Origin of the sequence: Streptantibioticus ferralitis, from assembly GCF_029223525.1 — a bacterium.
Classification (GTDB): Bacteria; Actinomycetota; Actinomycetes; order Streptomycetales; family Streptomycetaceae; genus Streptantibioticus_A; species Streptantibioticus_A ferralitis.
In genome coordinates, this window is sequence record NZ_JARHTQ010000001.1 from 428,107 (window position 1) to 441,074 (window position 12,968).

10 protein-coding genes are annotated in these 12,968 nt (G+C 71.8%); 3 read left to right on the top strand and 7 right to left on the bottom strand.

Annotated features, from left to right (window positions below; translation table 11 throughout):
- The first annotated feature begins 27 nt into the window (after positions 1-27).
- Positions 28-1,077, top strand: a complete 1,050-nt coding sequence (locus P2L57_RS01945) for a C40 family peptidase (protein WP_275807081.1) — start codon at positions 28-30, stop codon at positions 1,075-1,077.
- Positions 1,078-1,377: 300 nt separating this feature from the next.
- Here P2L57_RS01945 and P2L57_RS01950 read toward each other — a convergent pair whose 3' ends face one another.
- From P2L57_RS01950 to P2L57_RS01970, 5 genes are all read right to left on the bottom strand, one after another.
- On the bottom strand, positions 1,378-2,607 hold the full coding sequence (locus P2L57_RS01950; protein WP_275807084.1) for a styrene monooxygenase/indole monooxygenase family protein: 1,230 nt from the start codon (positions 2,605-2,607) through the stop codon (positions 1,378-1,380).
- 139 nt (positions 2,608-2,746) lie between these two features.
- Positions 2,747-3,385 (bottom strand): GTP-binding protein, encoded by a 639-nt coding sequence (locus tag P2L57_RS01955; protein WP_275807087.1) that lies wholly within the window; start codon positions 3,383-3,385, stop codon positions 2,747-2,749.
- Positions 3,366-3,764 (bottom strand): DUF742 domain-containing protein, encoded by a 399-nt coding sequence (locus P2L57_RS01960; RefSeq protein WP_275807090.1) that lies wholly within the window; start codon positions 3,762-3,764, stop codon positions 3,366-3,368. The genes P2L57_RS01955 and P2L57_RS01960 overlap by 20 nt, the downstream gene beginning before the upstream one ends.
- The gene (locus P2L57_RS01965; protein WP_275807093.1) at positions 3,764-4,297 is read right to left on the bottom strand and encodes a roadblock/LC7 domain-containing protein; all 534 of its coding nucleotides are present in this window, start codon (positions 4,295-4,297) and stop codon (positions 3,764-3,766) included. The genes P2L57_RS01960 and P2L57_RS01965 overlap by 1 nt, the downstream gene beginning before the upstream one ends.
- Positions 4,294-6,894 carry a sensor histidine kinase gene (locus tag P2L57_RS01970; RefSeq protein WP_275807096.1) on the bottom strand — a complete coding sequence of 867 codons (2,601 nt, stop codon included), beginning with the start codon at positions 6,892-6,894 and terminating at the stop codon, positions 4,294-4,296. Before P2L57_RS01970 ends, P2L57_RS01965 begins: the two co-directional genes overlap by 4 nt.
- A gap of 521 nt (positions 6,895-7,415) precedes the next feature.
- Here P2L57_RS01970 and P2L57_RS01975 point away from each other — a divergent pair.
- A complete protein-coding gene (locus P2L57_RS01975; protein WP_275807100.1) occupies positions 7,416-8,282 on the top strand; it encodes a hypothetical protein in 867 nt (288 codons plus the stop codon).
- 82 nt (positions 8,283-8,364) lie between these two features.
- Here P2L57_RS01975 and P2L57_RS01980 read toward each other — a convergent pair whose 3' ends face one another.
- Complete coding sequence (locus tag P2L57_RS01980; protein WP_275807103.1) at positions 8,365-8,859, bottom strand: MarR family winged helix-turn-helix transcriptional regulator; 495 nt, start codon at positions 8,857-8,859, stop codon at positions 8,365-8,367.
- A 567-nt stretch (positions 8,860-9,426) separates the two neighbouring features.
- Between P2L57_RS01980 and P2L57_RS01985 the strand changes: the two genes are divergently transcribed.
- A complete protein-coding gene (locus P2L57_RS01985; protein ID WP_275807106.1) occupies positions 9,427-10,290 on the top strand; it encodes a lysozyme in 864 nt (287 codons plus the stop codon).
- Between the two features lie 64 nt (positions 10,291-10,354).
- On the opposite strand, the gene lon is transcribed toward P2L57_RS01985, so the two are convergent.
- Entirely contained in the window at positions 10,355-12,823 is a 2,469-nt protein-coding gene (gene lon / locus P2L57_RS01990; RefSeq protein ID WP_275807109.1) for an endopeptidase La, read from the bottom strand.
- Positions 12,824-12,968 lie beyond the last annotated feature (145 nt).

Sequence of the window (12,968 nt, forward strand, 5' to 3'; positions counted from 1 at the left end):
TCAGCGGTACGTCGGCCCAGTAGGTGGGTGCGATCCGCGCTGCTGTGTGCCGGGATAGCCTGCTCCGCCGCACTCGTACTGCCCGCCGCGCCGGCGATCGCCGCGCCGCCACCCGACGACCCAGCACAGGGCCCAGCACAGTCCCCTTCGCTCATCGATCTGCTGACCCGGCTGCAGACGCTCTACCAGCAGGCTGAGCAGGCCACGGAGACATACAACGGTACACAGGAGCGGCTCGGCAAGGAGCGCGCGCGGGTCGACATGTTGAACAAGCAGCTCGCCGACCAGCGTTCGGCGGTCCAGTCGGGCCGCGACATCGCCGGAGCGCTCGCCCGCAGGCAGTACCAGGACGGCGGAATCTCCGCCTACACGCGGCTGTTGCTCACCGACGATCCGGCGACGGCCCTCTCCCAGGCCCATGTCCTCCGCCAGCTGATGAGCAGCCAGGCATCGCTGGTGGGCAGGCTGCAGGCCGGAGAGCGCAGGCTGGACGAGCTGACGACCAAGGAGCGGGCCTCGCTCGCATCGGTGCGCCAACTCGCCGACCAGCAGCGGAAGGACCGCGACGACGTCAAGGGCAGGCTGGGTGATGTGGAGAAGCTGGTCTCCTCGTTGACCGGCACCCAACTCGACCAGCTGCACCAGCTGGAGCAGCAGGGCATCGACCAGGCGCAGCAGGCGCTGCTCTCCTCCGGAAGGCTCGGCTCGGACAGCAGGCCGCCGTCCGTCCGCGCCCAGCAGGCCGTCTCCTACGCGTACGCGCAGCTGGGCAAACCGTATATGTGGGGCGCGCAGGGCCCGAACGCGTTCGACTGCTCCGGGCTCACCTCGCAGGCCTGGGCGCACGCCGGGCGGCCGATCCCGCGCACCAGCCAGGAGCAGTGGGCGCAACTGCGGCACGTACCGCTGAACCTGCTGCGCCCTGGTGACCTGATCGTCTACTTCTCGCGCGCCACGCATGTGGCGCTTTATGTGGGCAACGGGAAGGTGATTCAGGCGCCTCGGCCGGGCGAGGCGGTGAAGATGACGGCCGTTGCGGCGAATCCGATTCTCGGCGCGGTCCGGCCGGACGCGTAGCGTCCGGCCGGTTTTCGGGTTCAGCTTCGGGGGCTGCGCCCCCAAGCCCCGCCGGTGGCTCCGCCCCCAGACCCCCGGGGGGCTGGCCTGGCGCTCCCAGGTCCCGCCCGGGCGGTTCGCTGGCTACGCCCTCAGGTTCTGCTGGGGCCGCGCCCCCGCACCCCGCCGGGGGCTCCGCCCCCGAACCCCCAGGGGGCTGCGTCCCCAAGCCCGTTGGGGGCTCCGCCCCGACCCCCGCGGGGCCGTGCCACCCCACCCCGCCGGGGGCCGTGGGGGCTGTGCCCCGCGCCTCCCGGGGGGTTAGCTCGCCTCGGAGAGGTAGGCCTCGGCCAGGGTGGGGTCGAAGAACCAGGATTCGAAGTCGGCTGGGTTGTCGAAGCCGTTGGCGAAACGGTTGGCTACCGGCGGCAGTTGGCCCGCCGCGCCGATCAGGTTCAGCACGTGCTCGGGCGGCGGGGCCAGCATCGCGTTGGTCCACTTGGTGACGTGCTGGGCGTACTCCCAGTAGCGGTCGAAGGTGGCCTGCATCCAGTCGCGGTCGAAGGGCTTGTCGCCCTGCGCGACGATGCTGTCGAGGTACGAGGCCGCGCACTTGGCAGCGTTGTTCGAACCCTGGCCGGTGATCGGGTCGTTGGCGACGACGACGTCGGCGACGCCCAGCACCAGCCCGCCGGACGGCAGTTCGCCGATCGGGTTGCGGACCGTCGGGGCGTAGCGCCCGGCCAGGGTGCCGTTGGCGTCGGTGAGTTCGACCTTCCGCGCCCGGTCGTACTCCCAGGGCAGGAAGCGCTCCATCAGCTCAAGGGTGATCCGCAGGTGCTCACGCGGGTCCTTGACGCCCTCGAAGACATCGAGCGGACCGCCGGGGATGCCCTCCCAGAACAGGATGTCGGCCGGGCCCGAGGTGGTCAGGGTCGGCATGATGAACATCTCGCCGACGCCCGGCACCAGGTTGCAGCGCACCGCGTGGTAGTCCGGGTGCTCGGGGCGCGGGCCCAGCCCGTGCACGTAGGCGACGGCCAGCGCGCGCTGCGGGCTGTCGTACGGCGAGCGGGAGGCGTCGCGGCCGAACATCGACACCAACTCGCCCTTGCCCGCGGCGACCAGCACCAGGTCGTAGCGGCGGGAGAAGTAGTCGAGGTCGGAGACGGCGGCACCGTGGATGACGAGCTGGCCACCGCGCTGGGCGAAGGCCTCCATCCAACCGGCCATCTTCACCCGCTGGTCGACGGACTGGGCGTAGCCGTCGAGTCGGCCGACCCAGTCGATCGGGCGCGACCCGTCGGGCCCGGCGACGGAGACGCCGAGTCCCTCGATGCGCGGGGCCTGGCTCTCCCAGAAGTTCAGCTCCAGGTCACGCTCGTGCTGCAGCGCGGTGGTGAACATGCACTGGGTGGACATGACCCTGCCGTCGCGGATCTCGTCCGCGGTGCGGTTGGTCATCAAGGTGACCTCGTAACCGCGGGACTGCAGACCAAGGGCCAGTTGCAGGCCGGACTGCCCGGCTCCGACGATGAGTATCTTGCGCATCGCGAAATCCTCGCAAATAGGTGTTCCGGGACCAAGCCCCCGGGAGTGGGGGGCTCAGGGGCCTGGCCCCAGGCGGGTCCGGGGGCTCGCCCCCGGGGGTCGATCTGGGTGGGCCCGAGGGCCCGCCCCCGGAGAACGGCTACTCCGGAAGCACCGTCAAAGCGTGTCCGCACAGGGCGAGAAGTGCCTCGACAACCGTGTCCCGCTTCCGGGCGTCGCACACCACGACCGGTATCTCCGCCGGTACGGACAGCGCATCGCGGACATCCTCCGCCCCGTACTCCGGCGAGCCCTCGAAGTGGTTCACCGCCACCACGAACGGCAGTCCGCAGGTCTCGAAGTAGTCGAGTGCGGGAAAGCAGTCGGCCAGTCGCCGGGTGTCGGCCAGCACGATTCCGCCGATGGCGCCGCGGGCGAGGTCGTCCCACATGAACCAGAAGCGCTGCTGGCCCGGTGTGCCGAACAGGTAGAGGACCAGGTCCTCGTCGAGAGTGATCCGGCCGAAGTCCATGGCGACCGTGGTCGTGGTCTTCTCCGGCGTCGCCTCCAGATCGTCAACGTCCTCACTGGCCCTGGTCATCAGGGCCTCGGTGGTGAGCGGGGTGATCTCGGAGACGGACGAGACGAAGGTGGTCTTGCCCACGCCGAAGCCGCCCGCGATGACGATCTTGGCGCTGGAGGGGGCCCGGCTGGTGTCCTTCTGCCAGGCCTGGATGCCCTCCTCCGCTTCCGGGAGCGCGGACAGCACCGGCGCCGCCTCAGAGCTTGCGAAGTCCACTGAGCACCCTTTCCACCAACGCGCGGTTGGGCTGTACCGGTCCCTGGCCGGCGCCGTAGACGCGGATCTTTCCCTGGTCCGCGAGGTCACTGAGCAGTACCCGGACCACCCCGAGCGGGATGCGCAGCAGCGCCGAGATCTCGGCGACCGACCGCATCCTGCGGCACAGTTCGACGATGGCCCGCAGCTCGGGCATCACCCCGGCGGCCACCCCGCCGGAGGTCAGCTCAAGACGCTCTTCGGGTCCGTCGATCGTCGCGACGAACGTCTCCACCAGCAGTACGTGCCCGAAGCGGGTCCGTCCGCCGGTAAGGGCGTAGGGACGTACGCGGGAGGGTTTGCGGTCCGCGCCGCGGACCGGTAGCGGGGACGCGGGCATCACTGCTCGCTTTCGGTCTGGGTAGCCGCCGGATCGGCGGTACGGGCCTTGCTGAGCTCGCTGCGCAGCTCAGGGGTGAGGACGTGTCCGGCACGGCCGACGAACAGGGCCATGTGGTACGCGACCACGCTCATGTCGCACTCGGGCGAGGCGTGCACGCCGAGCAGCGAGCCGTCGCTGATCGACATGATGAACAGGCAGCCGTTGTCCATCGCGACCACCGACTGCTTGACGATGCCCGCCTCCATCAGCCGGGCCGCGCCGTCGGTGAGCGAGGCGAGCCCCGAGACGACCGTCGCCAGGTCGCCGGAGGCCTTGGCCGGTCCCGAACCGGGTTCCCGCCGCGCTGGTTCGGCGCCCACTACGGTCCCGCCGTCCGCGTCGGAGGAGCACAGCAGCAGTCCGTCGGAGGAGATGACGGCGACCGAACGGACGCCTGGCACCTCCTCGACCAGGTTGCCCAGCAGCCACTGGAGGCTGCGCGCCTCGTGGCTGAGCGGGACGGTGCTGGATCCGGTACTCGACTGGTTCACCCGCGTGCCTCCTCGGAGGGTTCCCCGTTTTGTGACTGCCGGTGCTGGGATGTCTGCTGGGCCTGCTGGGCCTGCTGGGCAGCGGGCCGCGGGACCGCCGCGGCGGGCGGCACGGGCAGCTCCACGGTGCCGGTCGCCTCGGCCTCGGCGTCCCGCCGTCCCTCGCGCAGCCCCTGCGCGAAGCCGCCGAGCCGCCGCCGCAGGGCGTCGGCGTCAACCGGCCCGCCCTGCCCTCGGGTGGCTGGTTCCCCGGTGAGCCCACTGGCCTTGGGCACCCGCTTGGGCAGTCCCTTTCCGGTCAACCCGCCCTGGTCCTGGGCGGTTTGTTCGGTCTCTTCGGTACGGGCGTGCCGCGGCCGGGCAGTGGGCTCGGCCTCGACCGTGTGGGCCCGGGCCCGGGTGTGCTCGTCCGGCTCGGGGGCGAGGCGTCCGGCCGCGGCGGCCGGGCCCTGTCCGAGCGGCGCACGGGACGGCGCGGGCCCGCCGTACAGCGCCTGGCGGGCGCGGGCCGCCTCCGCCGGGCTGGCCTCCTCGACGCGGGGCGGGCCCGGGACGGACCTGACGCTGGCGTCCGCGGTCTGCGGGGTGCCGACCGTCGGCGTGGGACGGCCGTCCTCCGGCGACGGCAGGCTCTCCGCCGGTTGGACGATGAGCGTGCGCGGCAGGACGACGACCGCCGTCACACCGCCCTGCTTCTGCTCGCGCAGCTGCACCCGGATCCCGTGGCGTCCGGCGAGCCGTGCCACCACGTACAGACCGAGTCCGGCGGTCGCGTGCGACTCGTCCGGGTGCGGGTCGGCGAGCAGCTGGTTCAACTCGGTCAGCCGGGGGTCCGGGATCCCGATCCCGGCGTCCTCGACCGAGAGCATCGCCTCGCCGTTCTCCAGCAGCCAGCCGTTGACCTGGACATCGGCGTGCGGCGGGGAGAACGCGGTGGCGTTCTCCATCAGTTCGGCCACCAGGTGGGCGGTGTCGTCGGCGGCGAACCCGGCGACCTGGGCGCGCGGCAGGAACGAGATCTGCACCCGCTCGTACCGTTCGACCTCGGAGACACCGGCCCTTACCACATCGAGCAGCGGTACCGGCTTGGCGAGCGCGCCACCGCTGGTGTCGGCACCGGCCAGCACCAGCAGGCTCTCGCTGTTGCGGCGCATCCGGGTGGCCAGGTGGTCCAGGCGGAACAGCGTCTGCAGCTCGTCCGGGTCGTGTTCGCGGTCCTCCAGTCCCTCGATCAGGGCGAGCTGCCGCTCGATCAGGGCCAGGGTGCGCAGGCTGAGGTTGACGAAGGTGCCGTGTACGGCGCCGTGCAACGCTCCGACTCGGGCGGCGAGTTCGTCCTTCTCGGCGATGAGGGCCGCCTGCTGGCCTTGCAGTTCGCCCTGCTGGCTGCGCAGTTCGTCGCGCTCGGCGGCCACCTTCTGGCGTTCGCCGACCAGCCGGACCCGCTCCTTCTCCTGCTCCGCGGTCTCCGTGCGCAGCCGGGCGGTGTCCTCGCCGAGCCGTTCGATGGCCAGCGCGATCGCCGCGAACTCGTCCCTGCTGGCGGTCGGCACCGGCGGCTGCTGGTCGCCCGCGTAGCGGCGGAGCCTGGCGAGCGGGTGGGTGATGGAGCGCGTGGTGCGGACCCCGACGCCGAGCGCCAGCAGCGCGCACAGGCCCACCAGGGTGATCCGCAGCTCCAGCGCGGTCACGTCGTCGTCGCGCAGCGAGGTCAGCCGGGTGGTGTCCGCGCCCGCCAGCGAGGCCTGAACGGCGCGCATCCGGTCGGTCCTGGCGGACAGCGCGGTGTCGACGTCCGCCGTCTTGAGCGTGTTGTCGGCTGTGCTCAGGTACGGCTTCGCGGTGAGCCGCCGCAGGTACGACTCGGCGGTGGCCACATCGGTGCCGGTGACGGTCTGCGCGTACTGCGTCTGGGCGGGGGTGGTGGCGGTGGCGGTGAAGTCGGCCAGCTCGGACTGCTCCCGCAGCCGGGCCTGCTGGGCCTCGCCGACCAGGGCCGAGGAGCTGCCGCCCGCGGTGAGCGCGGCGACCAGCAGGCCGTGTTCTGACGAGGCCTGGGTGACGGCGTGGGCGAGAGCGGGTCCGGCGCCGGTGTCGGCGGCGGAGGCCCGGGCGGGCAGCGCGCGGGCGAGTGCGGCGCTGATGCCGTCGAGGGCGTCGATGACCGGGCCGTAGGCGTCGAAGGCGTCCTTCGCGGAGCCGGGCCCGGACAGTGCGCTCTGCCGGATGTGCCCGAGGTCGCCCAGTGCCGAGCGCACCGTCCGGGTGGTGCGGGCGAGGTCGGCCGAGCCCGCGGTGTCGAGCCCGGCGACGGCCTGGGTCACATCGGTGACCTGGCGGTCGACGCGGGCGCGTTCGTCCTCGGTGAGCCCGTGCCCGGAGGCGGTGCTGCGCCCGGCTGCGACATAGGCGGTCATGTCGTCGCGCTCGTCGGCGAGCGAGTGGGACAGGGCTATCGCCGAGGTGTTCAACTCGGTGAGCCGCAGGAGCCGTTGGGACTCGGAGAGGTCGCTGATGGCGGCGGCCAGCCCCGGGGTGCCGGCGGCGAGTACCGCGATGACGGACACCAGCAGGGCACCGAGCAGCCGCTGGCGCACCCGGCTCCTGGGCGGCGGGGTCCGGGTGGGCGTGCCGCCCTCCGTGGCCGCGACCGCGGTTTCCGTGCGCGCTTGAGAGCGCCCTCTCCTCAGTGTCCGCACCGGTTCTCGCATTCCTGTCTCGTACGTCGGTACGGCCGTGGGCACAGCCGAAATGACGCCAAATCAGTTGGGCATCCGACGCCCGGAACGACCGTATGGCCGTCCTTGGCGCTTTCCCCCGATGCGTGTGGTGTTACGGCAGAGCTGTCGCGATCCTTACGCGCCGCCTGAGCGCGGACCCCCCGCACACCTGCCGTGCCGCCTGAAGGAGTGAACAGCAACCGGAAGTTGACCTTCAACTCCCCGCGCCGGTCCACACCCGTTCTTCACGCGTGGCGGTTTGGAGAAGCGGCAGGGTCCTGGAAGGATGCCCACCCACACCGGCACTGGCCGGCTCATCACCCGGTAGTCCCGTGATCCCGGCCCGCTCAGGGCCCACATCACCGGCATTCGAACGGGCACTCAGGCAGACTTGCGGCATGCGCATCGAGACCGCCACGGAGCCCGGCGACCCGGAACGCCCCAACGAGGACTTCGTCGCTGTCGCCCTGCCCGCCTCCGGGCAGGGCGGAGTGCTGGTGCTGCTGGATGGCGTGACGCCGCATCCGGAAGGCACCGGCTGTGTCCATGGCGTGCCGTGGTTCGTGGCGCGGCTCGGTGGTGCACTGCTCGAACTGTCCGGTTCGCGACGGGATATGACGCTGCGGGAGTGCCTTGCCGAGGCCATCTCCCGCGCGGCGCGACAGCACGGCGAAACCTGTGAGCTTTCTCACTTGCACACACCGCAGACAACCGTCGTGGCGGTCCGGTGGAATCGGGACGCGGTGGAGCATCTGGTGCTTTCCGACTCGGTGTTGCTCATTGAGGGCGCCGGGGCACGAACGGGGCACGGCTCAGGGGACATCCGGGCCGTCCTCGACGACCGCCTTGACCATCTGCCGGAACCCGTCCCCTCGTTGCTGGCGGCGGTGCGGGCACTGCCCCGCGGTTCGGCCGAACGCGAGGCGGCGCGCGCCGCGTACGGGCGCGCCGTCGAGTCGCTGCGCAACGCGGAGGGCGGCTTCTTCACCGCCGCCGCCGATCCGTCGGTCGCCGCACGCGCGGTGACCGGCAGCACGCCGCGCGCCGAGGTACGGGCGGTGGCCGCGCTGACCGACGGGGCCTCGCGGCTGGTCGAGGTGTTCCACGAGCGCGACTGGGCGGGCGCGTTCGCGCTGCTGCGCAAGGAGGGCCCGCAGGCGCTGATCTCCCGGGTCCGAGCGGCCGAGGCGGCGGATCCGCTGAGGAAGGCGTTCCCCCGCGGCAAGTCGCACGACGACGCGACGGCGGTACTGGCGGAGCTGTGAGGTCTCCTCGGCGGCTTGCCCCCAAACCCCCGACGACATTGGGGGTCTGTAACGGAAAGGCCCTTTTCGTCCGCCCCGGCCGTTAGGCGCCGGGGCAGCGGTCGTCCGGGATGTTGATGGAGTTGAGCGCCTCCAGCAGCCGGGCGAGCTCGGTGACGTCGCCACGGTCCCACGCGGACAGCCGCCGCCGGTAGCGGGCCCGCCGGGCGTCCCGTACCCGGGTGAAGCGGTCGTGCCCCTCATCCGTGAGCCGGACCAGGAACGCCCGGCCGTCCGCCGGGTCCTGCTCCCGGCTGACCAGGCCCAGTTGTTCCAGCGCGCGCAGCTGGCGGCTCATGGTCGCCTTGCCGACGCCGAAGTACCCGGCGAGGTCGGTGGCCCGCTCGGGACCGGCCTCCTCCAGCCGGACCAGCAGCCCGTACGCGGCGGGCTCCAGCTCGGGGTGGACAGCCCGGGCCATCTCACCGGACGAGGCGCGGGCGCGCCGGTAGAAGACGGTGATCTCCCGCTCCAGCGCCTCCAGGTCCCGATCGCCCTCGGGATACTCCGCGATGCCCGGAGCGGCGGTCGGGTTCACTCCATGCTCCACACCGTGGCCAGCCGGGCACGGAGCCGTCCCCTGGTCCACACCGCTTCCACCCGCCCCTTGGGCAGCGCCTTCGTCCTCGGCATTCCGCACGTCAGTGCCCTCTCGCCCTTCCCAGGGCTGAATTTTCGTTTCAGCACCTGCCATCGCCGCAGCTCCTTCAGTATTTCGCAGGATTAGACCAACGGCAGTGGCCGGTTCCTCTTCCACCCCACCGTTCTACGCGCGTATCGTCAACATGTCATGACCACACCAGGTCGCCTCCGGCGCGGTTCGGCACCACCAGAGGCCGACACTCTCCGGTCCCCCCACCCGTCCCGTCCGCCCGGCGAAGTCCGCCGCCGCCCAGGGGCACGCCCCTGGAACGCCGGACCGCGCCGCCCCGACCCGGCCCGCTGACCCCGAGCGCCGACATCCCCGGCACCCCGAACCGCGCTACCTCGTCCCACCGACCCCGCGGGCTGGTGAACCGGCCCCGGGCGAGGCCCCGCCCGCGGTGCGGGCGCGGTGTGGACATGACGATGCCGAACACTCTGGCGGCACAACCCTGGAGGACACATGTCCCCTGCCGACAGCACCCCGCGACTCCTCCGGCTCAGATCCGGCGCCGCGGCCGCGACGCTGGGCGGTCTGAGCGTCCTGCTCGTGCTGCTGCTGGCGTCAGCCGGCGCGGCCGCCGCCGTGCGGGTCACCGGGCGCGACCACATCACCCATCCCCAACTCGACTGGACGGGCTCGACCGTGCTCCGCCACGAGGGCGGCGACCCGTCCAACCACCCGGTCTTCCCACTGGTCGTCCAGACGCCCGGCATGGACGTCAGCGGCTACCAGGGCAACGTCGACTGGGCCGCCGCGTGGAACAACGGCGGCAGGTTCGCCTACGTCAAGGCCACCGAGAGCACGACGTACACCAACCCCTACTTCGCGCAGCAGTACAACGGCTCCTTCGGCGTGGGCATGATCCGCGGCGCCTACCACTTCGCCACGCCCGACACCTCAGGCGGCGCCGCCCAGGCCGACTACTTCGTCAGCCATGGCGGCGGTTGGTCCCGCGACGGCAGGACGCTGCCGCCCGCGCTCGACATCGAGTACAACCCGTACGGCGCGAACTGCTACGGGCTGAGCCCGTCGGCGATGGTCAACTGGATCGCCGACTTCAGCGACACGGTGCGCTCGCGCACCGGCCGCTACCCGGTGATCTACTCCACCACCGGGTGGTGGTCCGGCTGCACCGGCAACAGCGCGGCGTTCGCCGGCACCAACCCGCTGTGGATCGCCCACTACACCGCCACCCCGGGCACGCTTCCGGCCGGGTGGGGCTACCGGACCTTCTGGCAGTACGCCGACACCGGTGCCTTCCCGGGAGACCAGGACTACTTCAACGGCGCGTACAGCCGACTGCAGGCACTCGCCAACGGATGAGAACGCAAGCGGACGGCGGCCCCTGCCCTCGTAGGGCAAGGGCCGCCGCCACGCCGCGGGGGGCCTACGCGGCGGCCTGCACCGCGTGTTCGGCCGACTGCTCCAACGCCAGTTCGAGCACCTGGCGGACGTCCGACACCGCGTGCACGTCGAGCTTGTCCAGCACCTCCGCCGGAACGTCGTCCAGGTCAGCGTCGTTCCGCTTCGGGATGATCACCGTGGTGACCCCGGCCCGGTGTGCGGCGAGCAGCTTCTGCTTCACGCCGCCGATGGGCAGCACCCGTCCGGTCAGCGACACCTCGCCGGTCATCGCCACGTCCTCACGGACCCGGCGGCCGGACAGCAGTGAGGCCAGTGCCGTCGTCATCGTCACACCGGCGCTCGGCCCGTCCTTGGGGACCGCGCCCGCGGGGACGTGCAGGTGCACCGCGCGGTCCTTCAGGTCGCCCACCGGAAGCTCCAGTTCGGCGCCGTGCGAGCGCAGGAAGGAGAGCGCGATCTGCGCCGACTCCTTCATGACGTCACCGAGTTGGCCGGTGAGCGTCAGGCCCGTGCCGCCGGTCTCCGGATCGGCCAGCGACGCCTCGACGTACAGCACGTCGCCGCCCGCGCCGGTCACCGCCAGTCCGGTGGCCACCCCGGGGACCGCGGTGCGCCGCTCGTCCGGGTCCTGCGCGGACTCCGGTACGTGGTGCGGCCGGCCGATCAGCCGCCGCAGGTCGTCCGGGCCCACCGCCAGCGGGAGTTCGGCCTTGCCCAGCGCGTGCTGCGCCGCGATCTTGCGCAGGATCCGGGCGATCGCCCGCTCCAGGTTCCGTACTCCCGCCTCGCGGGTGTACTCACCGGCGAGCCTGCGCAGGGCCGCGTCGTCGACCGTCACCTCGTCGGCGGCCAGGCCGGCGCGCTCCAACTGCCGGGGCAGCAGGTGGTCGCGGCCGATGGTGACCTTCTCGTCCTCGGTGTAGCCGTCCAGCTGGACCAGTTCCATCCGGTCGAGCAGCGGCTGCGGGATCGCCTCCAGCACGTTCGCGGTGGCGAGGAACACCACGTCGGACAGGTCGAGTTCGACCTCCAGGTAGTGGTCCCGGAAGGTGTGGTTCTGCGCCGGGTCGAGCACTTCGAGCAGCGCCGCGGCGGGGTCGCCGCGGTAGTCGGAGCCGACCTTGTCGATCTCGTCGAGCAGCACCACCGGGTTCATCGACCCGGCCTCCCTGATGGCCCGTACGATCCGGCCGGGCAACGCGCCGACGTAGGTGCGCCGATGGCCGCGGATCTCCGCCTCGTCCCGTATACCGCCGAGCGCGACGCGGACGAACTTCCGCCCCATGGCGCGCGCCACCGATTCGCCCAGCGAGGTCTTGCCGACGCCCGGCGGGCCGACCAGTGCCAGCACCGCGCCGCCTCGGCGGCCACCGATCACGCCCAGCCCGCGGTCCAGTCGCCGCTTGCGCACCGCCAGATACTCGGTGATGCGCTCCTTGACGTCGTCCAGGCCCGCGTGGTCGGCGTCCAGCACCGCGCGTGCGCCCGGAATGTCGTAGGCGTCCTCGGTCGTGGTGTTCCACGGCAGTTCCAGGACGGTGTCCAACCAGGTGCGGATCCAGCTGCCCTCGGGGGACTGGTCCCCCGCTCCACCTCCGGCGACACGCTCCAGCTTGTCGACCTCCTTCAGCGCGGCCTCGCGGACCTTCTCGGGGAGGTCGGCGGCCTCCACCCGGGCCCGGTAGTCGTCGGACTCGTTCTCGGGGTCGCCGTTGAGCTCGGCCAGCTCCTTGCGCACCGCGTCGAGCTGGCGGCGCAGCAGAAACTCGCGCTGCTGCTTGTCCATGCCCTCCTGGACGTCCTTGCGGATCGTCTCGGCGACATCCTGTTCGGCGAGGTGGTCACGCAGCCAGCCAATAGCCAGCCTGAGGCGCTGGACCGGGTCGATGGTCTCCAGCAGTTCGATGCGCTGCTCGCCGGTGAGGAACGGCGAGTAGCCGGAGTTGTCGGCGAGCTGCGAGACGTCCTCGATCTGCTGGACGCGGTCCACCACCTGCCAGGCGCCGCGCTTGCGCAGCCAGCTGGTGACCAACGCCTTGTACTCCTTGGCCAGTTCGGCGATCACACCCGGCGCCTCGGTGGGCTCGGGTTCGCCGATCTCGGTGCCCTCTACCCACAGCGCGGCGCCGGGGCCGGTAGTGCCGGCGCCGATGCTGACCCGGCTCAGGCCGCGGATGACCGCGCCCGGGTCGCCGTCGGCGAGCCGGCCGACCTGCTCGACCGCGCCGAGGGTGCCGACCGCGGCGTACCGGCCGTCGACCCGCGGCACCAGCAGGACGCGCGGCTTGCGCGCCAGGGCGCCGGACCGGATGCCGGGAACATGGGTCCCCTCGGACCGGTTGCTCTCCACAGCCTGCGCCGCCTCCACGGCGGCCCGCACCTCGCCGTCCGTCAGGTCCAGTGGCACGACCATGCCGGGCAGGACGACCGCGTCATCGAGCGGCAGCACGGGCAGGGTGAGCGGCGCGGCCGCTGGGGACTCTGTAGCCATGATCTCTCCCTAAGCAATCAAGTTGAGCAATACCGACTCAATGCTTTTGATGGCACCAATGTTCCCCACGCCGTGTTCGCCCTGAGCGATCGGCCGCTGATGTCCTGTGGCGGTCAACCTTTCGCTTTGCAGCTTTACTCTGCGT